Genomic DNA, 19,409 nt, shown 5'->3' on the forward strand with positions numbered 1-19,409 from the left:
TCTTGCGTGAGGCTGCTTCCTAAAAGTGCATTCGGACAAACTGTACTGCTGATCGGTGTACTGCTGCTCATCAATCAGGTGGTGTCTTATTTGTCAGTCACTTACTATTTTGTGCGTCCTACTACCCAGCAGATCAGCAGTTTGCTGGCAACGCAGGTACAGAGTGTGCAATCGCAGGGGTTGATGGGCGCGCCTCTTGAGCAACGGCTGGCCTACGCAAAACAAACCAAAGTCGAAATCATGACTACGGAGCAGGCGCTGCAGCAGGGTCTGCGTGATGCCACACACTATAATTTCATGTCTTCGCAGGTATCTTCCCAAATTGGTGTCAAAGCAGATGTGCGGATCAGTACGGCTGAAACCGCAGTTGGCAGCGAGCCTTACCGGGTGTGGATATCTCTCAGCACGCGACCGAATATCTGGGTCAGTATTCCGCTGATAGGCGGCAACGACGCCCATATTTCACCGCCCCCCACCATGTATCTGATGGTAATCGGTATTTTGAGTGTGACCGGCGGCTGGTGGTTTGTACGCCATCTTAACCGGCCGCTGCAGGCGCTGCAGCAGGCCGCATTGCAGGTTGGCAGAGGACAGTTTCCGCCCCCGCTGAAAGAACAGGGCAGCAGCGAAATGCGGGAAGTGACCCGCGCATTCAACCGGATGAATCAGGGTATAAAGCAACTGGAGGATGAGCGGACATTAATGACCGCCGGTATCTCTCATGATTTACGTACCCCGCTTACCCGAATCAGGCTGGCTTCGGAAATGCTGCCGGAAGAAAGTGAGTGGGTGCGTGACGGCATCAATGAAGACATCGAAGATATGAATGCAATCATCGATCAGTTTATTGAATACGCCCGCTTTGACCGTACCGGCGAATGGGAAAATGCCAATCTGAATACGCTTATCGGTGATATGGTAAGGGTGCATGAGCGTTACGAAAGCCATCATATCACCCTGAAACTGACTTCTTTGCCGGATACGCCGGTACGCACGGTAGCCATCAAGCGGGTACTGGATAACCTGATAGAAAATGCCTTCCGCTACGGCGGTGACAAAATTTCGATAAGTACCTTCTTTGACCGCGCGAAACAACGGGTTTATTGCCGCATCCGCGACTTCGGCCCCGGCATCCCTGACAACGAGCTGGATAACGCTTTTATGCCGTTCAAACAGGGAGATAAAGCAAGGGGCAGTCTGGGCTCAGGGCTGGGTCTGGCTATCACCCGTAAAATTATCAATATGCACTTCGGCAACATCACACTCAGGAATCACCCCGAAGGTGGCCTGGTCGCGGAATTCTGGCTACCCGGCGCTCACTAGCCGCCATTCAGTCATTACTGCTATACCTGCTGCTTAATCTGGCGACTGTAATACCAGGTGGTGCTCCACAGCCATATGCTGGCAAGCGGGATGATCCAGAAGGCGATATGAAGCCCCTGAAAACTGGCCCAGAATCCGGTAGCAAAAGAGGCTACCTGCACCCCGATAGCATTCCCAATCAACGAAATCCCGGACAAAACCGGACCTTTTGACGGATCCACATTCATTGCCGCCGAAAGTACCAGAGGAAAGAGACCCCCTAATCCCAACCCGAGCAGGAAATTGAAGCTGCCAATAGCCACACTGCCTGCGGCAAGCTTAATACCGAAAGCACCGGCAAGGGTCATGGTGGCCAGAATTATCATTAACCGGTAAACACTGTAATAGCGCAGGAACCAGGAAAAAATCAGCCGGCTTAATGTCATTCCGGCGGTGAAACACGCCAGCAGATTGCGGGCCTGTTCACCATCGTAACCATCGTTTTTTGCGTAACTGACAAACCAGTTCGCATTACCGAACTCCACCGCCCCGTAGCCGAAACTCACCAGACACAGCAGCAGAAACACAGGCTGCCTGAGCATATCCATGTATTTGAGTGATGATTTCTTTTCTGCCGGTTTACCTTTGCTCAGTTTTCTGTGCTGTCCGGCAATCAAAAATGTGTAGGCAGACACGCAAAGCAGAAGGAAAGTCAGAAATTGCAGCGGCTTCTGCCACTCGTGAGAAAAGGTGTAGATCAGGGTCACGTAGAAAGACGCAGCGAAAGTACCGAGGCTGAACATAAAGTCCATCACCCCCATCATGGCAAACCGCTTCTCTGCGTACAATTGGGCTATGAGTGTATGTCCGATGGTGATCACCGCAGAGCTCACCACACCGGTGAGAAACACCATCAGCAGCATCCCCTGCCAGGCGGTCATCAGGGAGACCCCGAACACCAGCACCGCATCCACAGCACACAACCAGGCCAGCAGATAAAGAAAGTCGAATTTACTGACGTATTTGCCGCCAAACAGAGCCCCCAGCATCATGCCCAGCGAGAACAGCAGGAACAATGCTCCGCTGACGGTTTCACTCATTTCAAGATCGGCAGCAATCTCCGGCAGCAAAACACCCCAGAGAATAAAAAGCATCCCGAACAGAAAAAATCCGCCAAATATGATCGCGGTAACCGGCCGGCGGCTCACAAGCACGCCTTACTGTCAGACGTCAGGACTACCGTTTTCTGTAACGAACTTAGGAATATTAAACGCAATGGCCAGTACACCAAACACAAACAATAACATGGGGTACCAACAATACATGGAAACGGACAGCGGAGATAGCCCGCCCACAGCGGCGATTGTGAGGATTTGCGCACCGTAAGGCACCAGCCCCTGAAAACTGCACGAGAACACGTCCAGAATGCTGGCTGTACGACGGGGGTCAACGCCATATTGTTTATTCAGATCGCTGGCTATCGGACCGGCTGCCACGATAGAAATCGTGTTATTCGCCGTGGATAAATCCAGCAAACTGACCAGAGCCGCAATACTGTACTCTGCACCCTGGCGACTTTGCACACGCCGGGTTAGCACCTGAATCAGCCAGGTAATACCGCCGTAAGCATGCATCAGACTGACAATACCACCGATTGTCAGAGCGATAACCGACAGATTCTGCATCCATCCCAGGCCGGTTTGTATACTTTGCCACATCCCCATAGGTGCGAAACTACCGGTGATAAGGCCGATACCCCCTGCGGACCCGATACCGATAGCGAGCACCAGTACCACATTCAAACCTGCCAGTGCACAGGCAATAATAAGCATGTAGGGCAGAATGCGGATGAGTTCGTAATCACCCTGCTGTAACGAACTGGTATCCGCCACGCTGACAAATGCCAGAATGATAATGGTGATCACAGATGCCGGCAGGGTGATAAGCAGGTTAGCCTTAAATTTGTCAGTCAGCCTGACGCCCTGACTGCGGGTCGCCGCGATGGTGGTGTCTGACACAAAGGATAAGTTGTCACCAAACATGGCTCCGCCAACGACCACACCGGCCAGCAATGCCGGTGACACACCCAGCCCATCAGCCAGTCCAAGCCCGATAGGAGCCAGCGCCGTGATAGTGCCGGTAGAAGTCCCCATGGAAAAAGAAATAAAACAACAGATGATAAACAGACCCGGCAATATCATGGGCGTTGGTATTACGCTTAACGCCAGGTTGACGGTGGCATCCCGCGCGCCGATATCGATGGTCAGCGAATAGAATGCGCCGGCGAGTAGAAATATCAGCACCAGCAAAATAATGTTCTTGTTACCCGCCCCCTCGCAGAATTGCGCTATCTTCTCATTCAGAGTGAGCTTCTGACCCTTCGGGTTCAGCAGCAGGGCATATCCGGCGGCCAGGAAAAGGGCTACCAGAACTGGCATAGCGGTAATGTTGTCGCTGATAATGCCGGCAATCAGCATAGTGACAACAAAAAACAATATAGGCGTTAGCCCCAGAAATTGGGCAGGTGCTGACTTTTGCACGGGACCTCGTTGATTGTGCAGATGAATCCGGAAAGGATTTTAGCGTAAACACGCTGTCCGGGTGAACGTTAAACAGCGGTAAAACAGATACTTTAGCCTATATTATTTCACGCTATCTTATGTAATCCTTCTGCATGACGATTTTCATCCGTCATACAGGCGAGCGGTAACCGGCATGGAGATACCCGGCTGGCACTGCACACAAGGAACAGAAGAAAGGTGTAATATGAAGAAGTTAATCGGTGCTTTAATTATCAGCGCGTCGGCCCTGAGTGCCGCACCCGCGATGTCGAACGAATTAGGCAGTTGTCTGATCGATTCCTTAAACGGCAAAGAAAGAAAATCGCTGGCAAAATGGATTTTCTTTTCCATGGCCGCTCATCCTGAAATAAAAAACTATGCCGAAGTATCGGAAAAAGACCGCCTTGAGTCTGATAAGGACATCGGCGACCTGGTTACCCGCCTGCTCGCAAGCGACTGCCCGGCGCAGTTTAAAGTTGCCTCTGAATCTGATCCCATGGCACTCCAGCGTGCCTTCGAACTGGTTGGTCAGGTCGCAATGGGCGAGTTAATGCAGGATCCGGTGGTTACTGACGCTATCGGTAATTATTCCCACTTCATGGATCCGCAAGCCATTCAAAGCGCACTGGCCGGCGGGCAGTAACCGCCAGCCAGCAACTACATTGCAAAAAAAGCCCGCAGACACACTGCGGGCAATAAGTCGACTAACGTCGGATAGAAAGCTGTCAGAAGCCGGGGCCGGCTTTCACGATGGCATCACTGACATCGTATTTTTCGAAATTGGCTTTGAATTCCTGCACCAGATTTTCAACATAGGTTTGATAAGCCTGCTGGTCGGCCCAGGTTTCTGCCGGCACCAGCAATTTACTGTCGACACCCGGTACCGCTACCGGCACGTCCAGATTCAGACCATCAATATGCCGGGTTTCCACATTGGCAAGTTCTCCGGAAACGATGGCGTCGATGACTGCTCGGGTAACAGGTATATCGAAGCGCTTGCCGGTGCCGTAGGGACCACCTGTCCAGCCGGTATTCACCAGGAACACTTTAGCGCCGAAACTCTTTACCCGCTTAATCAGTAGTTCCGCATACACGCCGGCAGGACGTGGGAAAAACGGTGCGCCAAAGCAGGTTGAAAAAGTCGATTCAATATCAGCTGTGGACCCTATTTCTGTAGAGCCGACTTTTGCTGTGTAACCACTTAAGAAGTGATAGGCCGCTGCTTCTTCACTGAGCACAGAAACCGGCGGCAATACGCCACTCACATCACAGGTGAGGAACACAACGGAGCGGGGCTCACCGCCCTTATTCTCAGCCACACGCTTTCCAATATGATCCAGCGGATAGGCGGCACGGGAGTTCTGTGTCAGGCTGACGTCGGCATAATCCGGGGTGCGTTTTTCATCCAGTACCACATTTTCCAAAATCGTACCGAAACGGATGGCATCCCAGATGACAGGTTCATTTTTCTGCGATAAATCGATGCACTTTGCATAACAACCACCTTCCAGGTTGAACACGCTTCCGGGCGCCCAGCCATGCTCATCATCACCAATCAGAAAGCGCTTGGGATCGGCAGACAGCGTGGTTTTGCCGGTGCCGGACAATCCGAAGAATAAGGTGACATCACCTTGCTCTCCCACGTTGGCTGAGCAGTGCATAGGTAACACTTCTTCTGCCGGTAACAGGAAATTCTGTACGCTGAACATGGCTTTTTTCATTTCACCGGCATAACGCATACCGGCGATAAGCACCTTTTTCTCAGCAAAATTCAGAATAACCACACCGTCACTGTTGGTGCCGTCACGCTCAGGATCACAGGTAAAACCGGGCACATTGAGGATCTGCCATGCCTCTTTGTTATCCGGATTCCACGTTGCGGGCTGAATAAACAGGTTGCGGGCAAAGATATGCTGCCATGCCGTTTGTGTTCGTACTTTTATTGGCAAAGCATGTGTAGGGTCAGAGCCAACCTGTAAATGAGAAAGGAAATGTTCCTGTGTATTTAAAAAAGCGTCTACGCGGTCCCACAATGCATCAAATTTATCTGCATCAAAGGGCTTGTTCACCTTACCCCAGTCAATGTCTGATTCCGTAGAGGGCTCTTTGACAATAAAGCGATCCGCAGGGGAACGACCTGTCCGGTGTCCGGTTTCGACTACCAGCGCACCATTGTCTGCAAGGCAGCCTTCGCCACGTTTAAGTGCAATTTCTATTAACTCAGCTGACGTGAGATCAGTGAGCACGTTTACTGCTGTATCTGAATTTAAAAGTGGTACCGCGGTCATTTTGGTAAGCCCCTTGGTAAGTTTACATTTTAACTTTCAAAAATCCTTTTCGATTCGATTGTATATAAAACAAGGGCACAGGCAACATCATAAATACAAATAGCGATTATTTTTTGATCTGAATGACTTTTTAAAGAAATAAACTTTCAGAATGAGTAAAGCATGAAAAAGTTGGAATGAAAAATAATAATTAATTTTCAATAAATTATGAAAAAACGGAAGGGTTGTAACTTGATTGTAAAATCAAAATACAGGGAACAGAATTTGGTTTACACACAATTAAACGTTGGTCGCCCTTTCCGGAAGCAGGGCTTTGCAGCTGCAGCATGAAAGCAGGACCTGCCGGGGCTTAACCGGCAGGCGCTGTTGTATTTCCGCTTTTTGCGAAGCGCTTACGGAGGCACTTCGCAGGGCTTTTACTGATCTTTACGGGTTTCCACAAACTGGCCATTGTGAATGGCTTCCACATCGACGCTGTCGAACAGATATTCAGAATGACAATACTGGCAGTGCATTTTAATGGCACCATCCTCTTCAATGATCTGCAGCAATTCTTGTTTGTCCACGTTTCTCAGTGCGTCAGCACTGCGCTGTTTGGAGCAGGAACAGGAGAATGAAACCGGGTGAGCCGGATACACTTCAACTTCTTCCTGGTGGTAAAGACGATACAGAATATCATTCACCGGCAGACCAAACATTTCATCTTCTTTCAGGGTTTCTGTCAGCTTGCAAACATGCTCAAAGTCAGTATCCTGCGCCACATTTGTTGCGGCAGCCTGACTGGGCAGAACCTGCAATAGCATACCCGCAGCACGGGCGCGGGTAGGTTCCTGCAAATCAGTCATCAGAATGATTTTCGTCGCCAGTTGTTCAGACTGCGTGAAATAGGCTTCCAGACATTCAGCAAGTGTAGGCTTGTCCAGCCCTACAACTCCCTGATACCGTTCACCTTCTTCCGGCGTGATGGTAATCACCAGTACAGCATCTTTTACCAGTTCACCAAAGCTCTCAGGCAAAACCGTCAGCGTTTCATCCCAGCGGGCTACGCCACGAAGTTTGTATTCGTGGGTGGCGTTGATTACCGCGTAGCTCACCGGCCCTTTACTCTGAATTTGCAAACCGATTTCGCCTTTGAATTTTAAAATTGCCGTCAGCAAACAGGTTGCCGCTGCCATTTCACTCAACAGGTGCTGGATTTGCACCGGGTATTCCGTGCTGTGCACAATGGATTGCAGACTTTCTTCCAGCCTGACCAGCTCGCCGCGTACGTTTGCTGCATTCAACAAATAGCGATGTAATTCATCATAGTTGCTCATGAAATTTATCCTGTCTTAGCAGCTTACTGCTGCTTAAATTTAATAATCTGTCTGCGTTGTTTTTTGTCCGGTCTGTTGTCAGGACGCGGACTGTGAAACGCACTTAATTTACGGGCCTGCTGATTGGATTCCCGCTGGGCAATACTTTCCGGTGTTTCCTCATAAAGCGCTTCAGCGAGCGGTGCGCTCAGGCGTTTATCACTCAGTCCCAGCACTTTTATTTCTTTAATGTCCCATCCGGCCGGAACTTTTATCATGGCACCGGGCTCTACGTTTCTGCCCGGCTTCGCACGCTGGCCGTTGTAATGCACTTTACCGGCCTGCACCATCTCCCGCGCCAGACCGCGGGTTTTGAACAGACGAACAGCCCAGAGCCACTTGTCCAGGCGGACATTTACGTCAGTATCGCTTTGATTACGATTGCTCATGTAATATTTTTGTCACTCTTTCGTTTTACTGTTGTGACCCCCGCCTCGACCGGGCTATGATGGGTCGGCTAGCTCTAAATCTATTATTAAAAAAGCAGTACCTTCGACAACGCATGACACTCGACAAATTGAATTCTCAGTCACTGGCACTTTTCTTCAGCCGGCATCAGAAACAAGTGCATCTCGCAATTGTTGTTTTGCTGAGCCTGTACCTGTTAGCGTTTGCTGCAAAACTCATCTGGCGAATTATACCCGAACCAGCCGGGCCTGCCACACCAGCCGGACTCACTTCACAGCCTGAACGCATTACATCTGCGCAAGGTGGGGTCGATGTTGCCGGATTACAACAGTTGAACCTGTTCGGAACCGTCAACCGGTCTGAACAGGCCGCAGACGAACAGCCGGTGACAGACGCGCCGGAAACAAAACTAAATTTAACGCTGACAGGCGTGGTAGTCAGTTCGCTTAAAGAAGAAGCCACGGCGATCATTGAAAACCGGGGTACCCAAAACGTATACGGTCTGGGCGAAAAAATAGAAGGAACTAACGCGACACTCGATCAGGTCATGAACGACCGCGTTATTATTAAAAACGGTATTCGCCGTGAAACCCTGATGCTTGACGGTGTGGATTACGACGAAGCAAACCGCCAGCGCACAGCGCGCGCTGATGACAACCCCCGTGCCGCAGCCCCCGCGCCTAAACGCCGCATTCCGCCTCCTCCGCAAAATCAGGTGGAGCTGGATGAAGACGTCGCCTCATCATTACGGGAAAGCCCGGCAGATTTCATGGATTTCATCGCTATTACGCCCAAAATCGGTGATGGCCAGTTGGTCGGCTACGAAATCAAACCGGGTAAAAAACCAGATCTGTTTCAATCAGCCGGCCTGCAGGCGGGCGATGTTGTCATCCAAATCAACGGATTGGATTTGACCGATACCCAGCAATCAAAGGAAGCCATGAGTGAACTTCGTCAGGCCGATACCATAGAGCTGACGCTGACACGTGATGGTGAGTACATTACCTTGTACCTGGAAATCCCGGAGGCGGGTAATGACTAATAAAAACAGGAAGACAGACTCATGAGGCAAGAGAGCCGGACTTTATTCTCCCGGATTACTGCAGCTATCTGTGCTGCCGCGCTGTGCGTCTCTGCCACAGCCGCAGAGTACATGCCGAATTTCAAAGATACCGACATCAATGAATTCATTTCCATTGTTGGTAAAAACCTCAAGAAAACCATTATTGTCGAGCCCAATGTCAGGGGCAAAATCAGTGTGCGTTCATACGACATGCTCACTGAAGAACAATACTACCAGTTCTTTTTAAACGTACTGCAAGTCTACGATTTCGCTGTGGTAGAAATGCCCAGCGGTGTGCTGAAAGTCGTGCGCTCAAAGGAGGCGAAGACCTCCAATATTCCGGTTGTTGAAGGTTCGGCAGTGGACGGTGACGAAATGATCACCCGCGTTGTACCCGTTTACAACGTCCCTGTGCGTGAATTAGCCCCAATCCTTCGCCAACTTAATGATCAGGCCGGTGGCGGCAACGTGGTTGCTCACGATCCGTCCAACGTAATGATGCTCACAGGCCGTGCGGCTGTGGTAAACCGCCTGGTGGAAATTATCGAACGCGTTGACCGCGCCGGTGATGAAGAAGTGGAAATTGTTAAGCTGCGTTACGCATCGGCATCAGAAATGGTGCGTATTGTCGACAGCATCAATAAGTCTCAGGGCAAAGCCGCTAACACCGGCAAGTCAGAGCCCCGCGCTGTGGCAGATGACCGTACAAACTCAGTGATTGTCAGCGGTGATGCTAAAGCCCGTGCCCGCATTGTTAACCTGATCCAGCGTATGGACCAGGAGCTGGAATCTAGCGGCAATACCCGCGTTGTCTTCCTGAACTATGCCAAAGCAGAAGATCTGGTAAAAGTACTGCAGGGTGTATCTGCCAGCATTCAGGCTGAAGCACAGGGCGGCAACACACAAAGCCGTGGCAGTGCCAAACGCGATATCAGCATTGATGCCCATGAAGACTCCAATGCCGTGGTTATCACAGCTGAGCCGGACATGATGCGTTCTTTAGAAGAAGTTATCCGCCAGTTAGATGTTCGCCGTGCACAGGTACAGGTTGAAGCCATTATTGTTGAAGTATTTGAAGGCGACGGCGCAACCCTGGGTGTGCAATGGGTTACTGAAGAAGGCGGCGGCACCCAGTTTAACAATGGTGTTGTACCGGTTGGTTCACTGGCTGTGGCGCTGAAACAGGCAGAAGATACCACCACCACAGAAGCCTACATCACCGATGAAGGCAACGTGGTACAAATCGATTCCACCGAAGAGGGTGATTACACCGCCCTTGCTAGCCTGCTGAGCGGCGCCAATGGCCTGCTTGCCGGTATCATTAAAGACGGCTGGGGAGCCGTCGTTCAGGCAGTCAGTAACGATACCAACTCAAACGTACTGGCAACGCCTCACCTGACTACCATGGATAACGAAGAAGCCTTCTTTATCGTGGGCCAGGAAGTACCTATCATTACCGGCACGACCACCGGCGATAATAATTCAAACCCTTTCCAGACCGTTGATCGTCAGGAAGTGGGTATCAAGCTGAAAGTCACCCCGCAAATTAACGAAGGTGATGCCGTTCAGCTGACCATCGAGCAGGAAGTATCCAGCGTAAGTGGCGCGACATCTGTAGACATTTCTATCAACAAACGCCAAATCAAAACCACGGTTATTGTTGATGACGGCGGCACCATTGTACTGGGCGGCCTGATTGATGAAGATGTTCAGGAAAGTGTGTCTAAAGTACCGCTGCTGGGTGATATCCCTATTTTAGGTCACCTGTTTAAGTCTACCTCTACCAGCAAGCGTAAACGTAATCTGATGGTGTTCTTAAAGCCTACCATCGTGCGCGACGGTGTCCGTATGAATGAAATCAGTCACCGTAAGTACAACTATATCCGTGCCCAGCAACTTAAGCGCCACTCTGAAGGTGTGTCGCTGATGCCATCACAGGAACAGCCTTCCATGCCGGAATGGGATGATGCGCTGGCGCTGCCTCCCTCTTTTGAAGATTACATTCTGGAAAAAGAGAAGAACAAGGATAACGATTGATCATGGCTGCGAATGAAGACCCGCTAGAGCAGGCTATCGCAGCACAGGAAGAAGCTATGGATAGCCTGCCGGATGATGAACTGGCAGAAGCAGCAGGCCCGCGCCAGCTGAGTTTCAGCTTTGCCAAACGGCATCATGTGTTGCTGGAAACGAATACGGATCCGGCCACCCTGTATTTCACCGAAGCCACGCCATTTGCGGTATTTGCTGAAGTGCGCCGCTTTTTCGGTGAGCCGTTTACCTTAACGGAAATTCAGCAGGATAAATTCGAAGGCTTGCTGACACAGGCATTCCAGCGTGACTCTTCGGCTGCCAAACAATTGATGGAAGATTTAGGTAATGAGAGCGATTTGTTCTCATTAGCCGAAGAATTACCGGATACCGAAGATCTTCTCGACAGTGAAGACGATGCGCCAATCATTAAACTGATCAACGCTATGCTCGGTGAAGCCATTAAAGAAGGCGCCTCAGATATTCACATCGAAACCTTCGAGAACCAGCTCATAGTGCGTTTTCGCGTTGACGGGGTATTGCGGGAAATTTTACGCCCTAACCGCAAGCTGTCTTCCATGCTGGTTTCCCGTATTAAAGTTATGGCCAAACTGGATATCGCCGAAAAGCGCGTCCCTCAGGATGGCCGTATTACCCTGCGTATAGCCGGCCGTGCGGTTGACGTGCGTGTATCGACCATGCCGTCCAATCACGGTGAACGGGTCGTACTGCGTTTATTAGATAAGAACAATGCCCGTCTGAATCTTGAAGATTTGGGCATGACCAAACGCAACCGCGATATCTTTTCATCGTTAATCCGCAAGCCTCACGGCATTATCCTGGTTACCGGTCCTACCGGTTCCGGTAAAAGTACCACCTTGTATGCGGGCTTAACGGAAATTAACTCGAAAGACCGCAACATCCTCACCGTTGAAGATCCTATCGAATTTGATTTACCCGGCATCGGCCAGACCCAGGTAAATCCCCGTGTAGATATGACTTTCGCCCGCGGCCTGCGTGCGATCCTGCGTCAGGATCCGGATGTGGTAATGGTTGGTGAAATCCGTGATATCGAAACCGCGCAAATTGCGGTTCAGGCCAGTTTAACCGGTCACTTAGTGCTTTCAACACTGCACACCAATACCGCTGCCGGTGCCATTACCCGTCTTGAAGACATGGGCATCGAACCATTTCTGATGTCTTCCAGTTTGCTTGCCGTGCTTTCCCAGCGCCTGGTCAGAACATTGTGTCCTGAATGCCGTATTCCGGTGAAACCAAACGAACAGCAGGCGGAATTACTGAATCTGCCCGCCGGTGAGCCACTGCCGACCATTTATCAGCCCAAAGGCTGTGCCGCCTGTAATCAAACTGGTTATCGCGGCCGGACAGGTATTCACGAACTGCTGCTGGTTGATGAACCTATCCGCGGCATGATGCACGATGGTAAAGGTGAGCAGGCTATCGAAAAATACATTCGCCAGACCACCCCCAGTATTCGCGAAGACGGCTGCCATAAAGTGCTGGCCGGTAAAACGTCGCTGGAAGAAGTGTTGCGCGTGACCCGCGAGGATTAATCCATGGCAGCGTTTTCATACAAAGCGGTAAACGCCAGTGGTCGCAATAAACAGGGCGTACTTGAAGGCGATAATGCCAGACAGGTACGTCAGCAATTGCGTGAAAAAGGGCTTATCCCCTTAGAAGTTGAACTGGTAGCGGAAAAATCCGGCGGTAAATCACAGGGCTTTTCTCTGTTCCGCCCGCGTATTTCGGCCGCGGATCTGTCGCTGATCACCCGTCAGCTCTCTACCCTCATTGAATCTGCACTACCTATCGAAGAGGCGTTACTGGCGGTGGCGGAACAAAGTGAAAAACCCCGTCATAAAAATATGATGATGGCAGTTCGCAGTAAAGTTGTGGAAGGTCACGGCCTTGCGGATGCCATGAACCAGTTCCCCGGGGTATTCGACGAACTCTACCGCGCTATGGTGGCAGCCGGTGAAAAATCCGGTCACCTGGACGTAGTATTAAACCGTCTTGCCGATTACACGGAACGAAGACAGCAAACCCGCAGTCAGATAACTCAGGCGCTGGTGTACCCGTCCATTATGCTGGTGTTTGCCATTGGTGTTATTTCACTGCTGCTGACCATAGTCGTGCCTAAAATCGTGGGTAATTTTACCAACATGGGGCAGGAGCTGCCGGCCATCACTCAGTTTCTTATCGATTTGAGTGAATGGATGCAGAGTTACGGTCTGGTTGTTTTACTGCTGATTTTCATTCTGGTTGCCGTGGGTAACCGGCTTGTGCAACAGCCTGCCATGAAGTTGAAATATCATCAGTTAATATTACGCTTACCCGTGGTCGGAAAAGTCAGTAAAAGCCTGAATACCGCGAGGTTTGCCCGCACATTGAGTATTTTGACATCCAGTGCGGTTCCGCTGCTTGAAGCCATGCGCATTTCAGCGGATGTGCTGCAAAATCAGCATATCAAGAATCAAATAAACGAAGCGGCGGTCAATGTAAAAGAAGGCAGCAGCTTACGGGCAGCGCTGGATAACACCAGGATGTTTCCTCCGATGATGATGCACATGATTGCATCCGGCGAGAAATCCGGTGAATTACAACAAATGCTGGGCCGCGCTGCGGATAACCAGGAACGGGAATTTGAGACACAGGTCAGTATTTCCCTGAAAATTTTTGAACCTATGTTGATTGTGGTGATGGCCCTTGTGGTGCTGTTCATTGTAATGGCCATCCTGCAACCGATTTTAGCTATGAACAAAATGGTGAATATCTAATGAGAAAAATGAGAAGACATGCCGGTTTTACCCTGATTGAAGTCATGATCGTACTGGTGATCATCGGCATCATCGCTTCAATGGTATTACCCAACGTTATCGGCAACCAGGAAATCGCTCAGAAGAAAAAAGCAGCGGTAGACATTCAGCAGCTTGAAGGTGCTATTGCCATGTATAAAATGCAGGCAAACCGGTTCCCGACCACGGAACAGGGCCTTGAAGCACTGGTTCAGGCTCCGACTATCGAACCCATTCCGAAAAACTATCCCAAAGGCGGCATCATTCAGCGCCTGCCGGAAGATCCGTGGGGCAATCCTTACCAGTTCATGAGCCCGGGCGAAATGGGCGACTACGACATTTACTCTAACGGTCCTGACGGCGAACCGGGTACAGATGATGACATCGGTACATGGAACGTGAACGAATACCTGTAACGACTACGTACATGAAACAGCCCCGGCATACATTACAGCGGCATTTGCAGTGCGGGTTTACGTTACTCGAACTGATGCTGGTAATGGCATTAATGGGGCTCGCTGCCACTTATGTGGTATTCAATGTTTTTACTGTCAGTCAGTCTGATCAATTAAAAAAAGAAGCTCAGCGCCTGCAAGTGCTGGTTGATATGGCCAGCGACTATGCCGTACTGAACCAGCGCCAGTTGGGATTACGCATCGAGCAGACGGATCATGAATACTATTTTGTATTTCTGAACGACGAAGACGAATGGCAAAAAATCGATGATGAGAAGCTGTATGCGCCTCATACCCTCGCGGAACCTTTCACCTTTGCACTGAACCTGGACGATCTTCCCTGGGATACAGAAGATCAGTTATTCGACCGTGAAGTATTCGATGAAAATTTCTCTCTGGATGACGCCGGTGTGGAAATCGGAAACGAGGAAGATAAAAAGTTGCCGCCTCCGCAGGTTCTCATTATGTCCAGTGGTGAAATCACCCCGTTTACCCTGGTGTTCAGCTATGAACCCTCATTCAGCACCGACGCACCGGCGTATTTTCAGTTATTAAATCAGGATGTACCGCCGCTTACGCTTAATGGTCCACTGGAGCAGCCACCAGAATGATCACACCGGTAAAACAACGGGGTATGACCCTGCTGGAAGTTATGGCGGCGCTGGTGATTTTTGCACTGGCCGGTACTGCGGTAATGAAATCTGCAGCGGAACATCTGAGCAGCGTGAGCAGAGTGGAAGAAACCACCTTTGCTACCTGGGTGGCCAATAACCGCTTAAATGAGATAAAACTCACCGGCAAATGGCCCCCTGCGAATAACGCTAAAGGCACCATGGATATGGCAGATCGTACCTGGTACTGGCAACAGAAGGTCACCAAAACTACCGACAACGATTTACGTGCCGTTGAAGTCAGCGTCGGGCTGGACGATCAATACGAATTTTTTGAAACCTCGGTGACCACCTTTGTGGCAAAACCTGCTGAAATTGCAGCAACAGCCGGCTCATCAAACTCCCGCGCCACCGGCACCAGCAGCGCCTCAGACGATGATGACGGGACACCATGAGGCAACGGGGATTCACGCTGGTTGAAATACTCATTGCCATCGCTATCTTTGCCTTTATCGGCGTGGCGTCTACGGCAGTGCTGACCACGGTTATCGACAGCGATGAACTGTCTTCTGCCCGGTTCGAAAAGTTTCAGCGCCTGCAACGCGCTGTCACCACCATCGAGCGGGATATGCAGCAGGCTGTGCCACGGGCAGTACGCACCGACGGTCAGACAAACACCATTGTTATGCGTGGCGGTGAGTCAGATGAAAGCGATAATGACGGCCTCGCTTTTGTGCGCAGCGGCTGGCAAAACCCGCAAATGATGTTGCCGCGAAGTACTCTGCAGGCCGTGGCCTACCGTGTAAGAGACGGCAAACTGGAACGGCTGTACACCAATTACGTGGATAATGTAGTGGGCACAGAGCCGAAAGTGCGCGTGCTGCTGGAAGATATCAGCGATTTTAAAATTGAATTTATTGCCGATATTGATGAAGAAGAAAACTCCCTGTCAGACAACGACGAACTGAACTGGCGTGAGAGTTTTGTCGGAGCCACCCTGCCCAAAGCCATCGCGTTTGAATTTGTCAGCGATGATTTTGGCCGCATCCGCCGTGAATTTACCCTCAGCGGAGCCAGCTTATGAAGGGGCTTCAAAAGCAGCGTGGCGTAGCACTTATCATCGTATTTATGATTGTGGCTATTGTCGTGGTTATAGCTACAGACATGGGCTCCCGCCTGCAAATACAAATTCAGCGGGCTGCTAACTTAAAAGATAATAATCAGGCTTACTGGTATGCCATGGGAGCAGAAGCCTTCGCCCGCAAGTCGATTAAAACCATTTTTGATGAAACCGGCGATAAAATTGTAATTACCCAGCCCTGGTCGCAAAAATTTGCTTATCCGCTGGATAACGGCGGTATTGAGGCGCAGCTGGAAGACGCCCAAAGCTGCTTCAACCTGAATGCGCTGGGTGAAAGTGACGATAACAACAATCAGAGCAGTGCGACACAAACAACTGAAGCCATGGAAGCTTTCGGCCGTATGCTCGAGGCCACCGGCGATAACATCGACAATTACACCGCAGAAACTGTCCGCGACAGTCTGGCTGACTGGCTCGACAGCGATACGCGCATGCGTACCTACGGTGCTGAAGACAGTGAATATGAAAGTCGTGAGCATCCTTATCTGGCTGCCAACAGCTTAATGACCAATCAATCGGAGCTGAGGCTTATAAACGGTGTCAGCCCTGTGTGGTTAAATGCTATTCTGCCTCTTGTGTGCGTGCTGCCGGAAGATACCGCTCTGGCTATCAATGTGAATACGCTCACAGAAGAGCGGGCGGCCATTCTGGCGGGACTAACCGGACTGGATATGTCTCAGGCCACCAGCCTTATCAGCAGCCGGCCACAGGATGGCTGGGCAGACGTTGACAGTTTTCTGGGTGAGCCCGTGCTGGCGGCACTGGATTTAAGTGATGAACAGCGAAGCTGGTTCACCGTGACCACCGGATATTTTATTTTGCATACGAAGACCAGCTACAATAAAGCCACTTTTTCGCTCAGTACGCTGTTTAAAGCTCAGGGTGGAGAGAACGTAAGCGTTATCCGACGTGAATTTGGAGGAGTAAAGTAATGGAACAATTACTGGTCAGGCTGGGCTCCCGGCATGAAGATCCGGTGCAGTGGCTGGTATGGTCGGGCGGTGAACAGGAGATCATTGCGTCCGGCGAATTACCTGATGCCTCGCAACTTACCACCCTGAAGGAACGCGCAGGCCAACGTGCCGTTATTGCTCTGGCACCTGCCAGTGACGTGTTATTGCGTTGGGTGACACTTCCTCCCCGCGCCAGCCGTAAAGTACTCACTGCAATCCCTTTCATGCTGGAAGATGAGCTGGCACAGGATATCCACAAACAGTTTTTTGCCATGGGTCCGAAAAAAGGTGACCAGCAGGCAGTTGCTGTTGTCAGCCGTGAGAAAATGGATGAATGGCAACAATGGCTGAGTGACGCAGGGTTATTTTGCGACAAACTCATTCCTGATGTTCTGGCTGTCCCCCATACGCCGGGTGCCTGGAGCGTACTGACTATCGGTGATGCATTGCTGGTCCGTGAAGACGAATGGCAGGGGATGCAGGGGGAACTGAGCTGGTTGCTTCCGGCGTTCGCAAGCCAGTTACGTCGTTCTGATACCCTGGTGCCGGTGAAAAACTATTCCGACATCGATTTAGTCTCAGTACCAAATGCAGATATCCAGCAAACAGAGCTGGAATTGCCCATGCACATACTGGCAACGGAAGCCGTTAAGACAGACTTTAATCTGTTTCAGGGCGATTACCGCATTAAACGTAAAAAGGCCGGTCAGTGGCATCAGTGGCGGGTCGCCGCAGTACTGGCGGTTGTCGCTCTGACCACCAGCCTCATTGATAAAGGCGTGAGTATTTATCAGCTTAAGCAGGAAAATGCCCGCCTGAGTGCACAAATCGATCAGGTTGTTAAGGCCGGATTTCCCGGGCTGGGTCCTTACCGGGATCTCAGGCTGAAGATCCGCAGTGAGATGGCATCAATGGAACAGGGAGGCGGTGGCGCTTCCATGCTGGTGATGATGGATCAGCTCACTAATGCGTTCTCCTCATCACAAATCAAACCGCAAACGTTGCGTTTCGATGCCTCAAGAACGGAAATCCGTATGCAGGCACAGGGCAGAAATTTTGAGTCGCTGGAGCAGTTCCGCAGGCAGGCTGAGACCGCCGGATTCGAAATAGAGCAGGGTGCAATTAATAACCGCGATGACATGGTCATCGGCACAGTCGCGATACGGGGTTAATCATGAAGTTAATGGATAAATACCGTGCATTGAGTGAGCGTGAGCAGCGCCTGGTGATCATTACCGGTGTAGTCATGATTATCGCAATGTTCTACTGGCTGATCTGGCACCCCTTATCTGACGGATTAGCGCAGGAGAAAGCCCGTCTTGATAACCAGCAGGAGTTGCTGCTGTGGGTGCAGGAAAATGCAAACCGCGCACAACAACTTCGTCGCAGCGGCGGGATTAAAACCTTTAATGGCTCACTGCCACAGGCGGTCAATACTACCTCGGCCCGTTTTAAAGTCGCCATAGCCCGTATGCAGCCCCAGGACGAACAGATTCAGGTGACGGTGGATGAAGCGCCGTTCAATGATGTGCTGGCATGGCTGCAAACCATGGAAGAAATGGGGATCCTCATTCTTCAGGCCGACCTTACCGAAGGGAACGCCCCGGGCATGATCCGCATCCGTCGACTGCAATTGGGTAAATAATGAAATCGAAAATACTCTGGACCCTCGCTGCTGTTTTTGTGTTTCTTTTCTTTGTGGTGGCTTACATGCCCGCCGTTCACCTTATACAGAGTCAGACACTCCCGAAAGGCGTAAAAATTTATGGTGTCAGCGGTACTGTCTGGCACGGTAAAGCGCAGGCGGTAGTTGTAGAAGGCATTCCGGTAACCAACGTGGAATGGGATATTGCGGGCTTACCCATGCTGATTGGCAGCGTGCACGCCGACATTAAAGGCGGCAATTTACGTGATTCCGACGAAGTGTCGTTTAAAGGCGAACTGCGCACCAGCCTGCTGAATCCTGAAACCGTGGAGTCGGACGACTTTTTGCTGTTTCTGCCGGTAGACCGTGTGTTAGCGGAAGTGCAACTGCCACTGCCGGTTAACGCCGGCGGCCGGTTCAGAGCCAGAGTCGAAGCATTATCTTTCGGTCCCGACTGTAACGAACTCACAGGCTTCGGCGACTGGCTGAATGCCACCGTAGCCGGCACCCGTGGCCCCATCGACTTTGGTAACTATTCAGCACAGCTACGCTGCGAAGGGAAAGGTATCGGTATTACCGTTAAAGAGCCCAACATGCTGGGTCTCTCACTGGATGCTATCCTGGAACAGGGTTTCTCAAACTTCTCAATTAAAGGCAAATTTAAGCCCGACCCGTCATTACCTGAAGAAGTGCATCAGGCCGCTGCCATTTTCGGCGCTCCCGGTCCAGACGGGTATACTGAAATTCAGCTTTAGGCTGTTTAAAGAGCAAAGCCCCGGACGT

General features: G+C 50.9%; 18 protein-coding genes and 1 pseudogene. 14 read left to right on the forward strand and 5 right to left on the reverse strand.

Annotated features, from left to right (window positions below; genetic code table 11):
• Positions 1–6: 6 nt before the first annotated feature.
• Positions 7–1,323, forward strand: a complete 1,317-nt coding sequence (gene envZ, locus ACXAGC_RS02415; RefSeq protein WP_474842096.1) for a two-component system sensor histidine kinase EnvZ — start codon at positions 7–9, stop codon at positions 1,321–1,323.
• A gap of 20 nt (positions 1,324–1,343) precedes the next feature.
• Here envZ and ACXAGC_RS02420 read toward each other — a convergent pair whose 3' ends face one another.
• Together ACXAGC_RS02420 and ACXAGC_RS02425 are read right to left on the reverse strand one after the other, a co-directional pair.
• The gene (locus tag ACXAGC_RS02420; RefSeq protein WP_303572398.1) at positions 1,344–2,510 is read right to left on the reverse strand and encodes an MFS transporter; all 1,167 of its coding nucleotides are present in this window, start codon (positions 2,508–2,510) and stop codon (positions 1,344–1,346) included.
• A 15-nt stretch (positions 2,511–2,525) separates the two neighbouring features.
• On the reverse strand, positions 2,526–3,863 hold the full coding sequence (locus ACXAGC_RS02425) for a Na+/H+ antiporter NhaC family protein (protein WP_474842396.1): 1,338 nt from the start codon (positions 3,861–3,863) through the stop codon (positions 2,526–2,528).
• Positions 3,864–4,068: 205 nt separating this feature from the next.
• On the opposite strand from ACXAGC_RS02425, the gene ACXAGC_RS02430 reads away from it, so the two are divergent.
• Positions 4,069–4,506, forward strand: coding sequence for a hypothetical protein (locus tag ACXAGC_RS02430; RefSeq protein WP_474842099.1), 438 nt, complete (start codon positions 4,069–4,071; stop codon positions 4,504–4,506).
• A gap of 82 nt (positions 4,507–4,588) precedes the next feature.
• Here the strand turns inward: ACXAGC_RS02430 and ACXAGC_RS02435 are convergent, their stop codons facing one another.
• From ACXAGC_RS02435 to hslR, 3 genes are all read right to left on the reverse strand, one after another.
• Positions 4,589–6,151, reverse strand: a complete 1,563-nt coding sequence (locus ACXAGC_RS02435; RefSeq protein ID WP_474842101.1) for a phosphoenolpyruvate carboxykinase — start codon at positions 6,149–6,151, stop codon at positions 4,589–4,591.
• 416 nt (positions 6,152–6,567) lie between these two features.
• The gene (gene hslO / locus ACXAGC_RS02440; protein WP_303572402.1) at positions 6,568–7,467 is read right to left on the reverse strand and encodes an Hsp33 family molecular chaperone HslO; all 900 of its coding nucleotides are present in this window, start codon (positions 7,465–7,467) and stop codon (positions 6,568–6,570) included.
• 23 nt (positions 7,468–7,490) lie between these two features.
• Positions 7,491–7,895, reverse strand: coding sequence for a ribosome-associated heat shock protein Hsp15 (hslR, locus tag ACXAGC_RS02445; protein WP_474842103.1), 405 nt, complete (start codon positions 7,893–7,895; stop codon positions 7,491–7,493).
• 113 nt (positions 7,896–8,008) lie between these two features.
• Here hslR and gspC point away from each other — a divergent pair, with 113 nt between their 5' ends.
• From gspC to ACXAGC_RS02505, 12 genes and pseudogenes are all read left to right on the forward strand, one after another.
• Positions 8,009–8,956 (forward strand): type II secretion system protein GspC, encoded by a 948-nt coding sequence (gene gspC / locus ACXAGC_RS02450; protein ID WP_474842105.1) that lies wholly within the window; start codon positions 8,009–8,011, stop codon positions 8,954–8,956.
• A 21-nt stretch (positions 8,957–8,977) separates the two neighbouring features.
• Positions 8,978–11,014 (forward strand): type II secretion system secretin GspD, encoded by a 2,037-nt coding sequence (gspD, locus tag ACXAGC_RS02455; protein ID WP_474842107.1) that lies wholly within the window; start codon positions 8,978–8,980, stop codon positions 11,012–11,014.
• A gap of 2 nt (positions 11,015–11,016) precedes the next feature.
• Complete coding sequence (gene gspE, locus ACXAGC_RS02460; RefSeq protein ID WP_474842109.1) at positions 11,017–12,579, forward strand: type II secretion system ATPase GspE; 1,563 nt, start codon at positions 11,017–11,019, stop codon at positions 12,577–12,579.
• Between the two features lie 3 nt (positions 12,580–12,582).
• Positions 12,583–13,803, forward strand: coding sequence for a type II secretion system inner membrane protein GspF (gene gspF, locus ACXAGC_RS02465; RefSeq protein ID WP_474842111.1), 1,221 nt, complete (start codon positions 12,583–12,585; stop codon positions 13,801–13,803).
• Between the two features lie 8 nt (positions 13,804–13,811).
• Positions 13,812–14,237: a type II secretion system major pseudopilin GspG gene (gene gspG / locus ACXAGC_RS02470; RefSeq protein WP_442858472.1), complete on the forward strand. Its 426-nt coding sequence runs from the start codon at positions 13,812–13,814 to the stop codon at positions 14,235–14,237.
• Positions 14,238–14,248: 11 nt separating this feature from the next.
• Positions 14,249–14,887 carry a type II secretion system minor pseudopilin GspH gene (gene gspH / locus ACXAGC_RS02475; protein ID WP_474842113.1) on the forward strand — a complete coding sequence of 213 codons (639 nt, stop codon included), beginning with the start codon at positions 14,249–14,251 and terminating at the stop codon, positions 14,885–14,887.
• A pseudogene (gene gspI, locus ACXAGC_RS02480) lies at positions 14,884–15,255 on the forward strand (type II secretion system minor pseudopilin GspI); the annotation flags it as partial. The gene gspH and the pseudogene gspI, both read left to right, overlap by 4 nt.
• 83 nt (positions 15,256–15,338) lie before the next feature.
• Positions 15,339–15,971, forward strand: coding sequence for a type II secretion system minor pseudopilin GspJ (gspJ, locus tag ACXAGC_RS02485; protein ID WP_474842115.1), 633 nt, complete (start codon positions 15,339–15,341; stop codon positions 15,969–15,971).
• Positions 15,968–16,960 carry a type II secretion system minor pseudopilin GspK gene (gspK, locus tag ACXAGC_RS02490; protein WP_474842117.1) on the forward strand — a complete coding sequence of 331 codons (993 nt, stop codon included), beginning with the start codon at positions 15,968–15,970 and terminating at the stop codon, positions 16,958–16,960. Before gspJ ends, gspK begins: the two co-directional genes overlap by 4 nt.
• On the forward strand, positions 16,960–18,153 hold the full coding sequence (gene gspL, locus ACXAGC_RS02495) for a type II secretion system protein GspL (protein ID WP_119503104.1): 1,194 nt from the start codon (positions 16,960–16,962) through the stop codon (positions 18,151–18,153). Before gspK ends, gspL begins: the two co-directional genes overlap by 1 nt.
• A complete protein-coding gene (gene gspM, locus ACXAGC_RS02500) occupies positions 18,153–18,626 on the forward strand; it encodes a type II secretion system protein GspM (RefSeq protein WP_474842398.1) in 474 nt (157 codons plus the stop codon). The genes gspL and gspM overlap by 1 nt, the downstream gene beginning before the upstream one ends.
• Positions 18,626–19,381, forward strand: coding sequence for a type II secretion system protein N (locus ACXAGC_RS02505; protein WP_474842119.1), 756 nt, complete (start codon positions 18,626–18,628; stop codon positions 19,379–19,381). The genes gspM and ACXAGC_RS02505 overlap by 1 nt, the downstream gene beginning before the upstream one ends.
• Positions 19,382–19,409: the final 28 nt, after the last annotated feature.

This window comes from Alteromonas sp. AWJ4_197 (assembly GCF_056160285.1).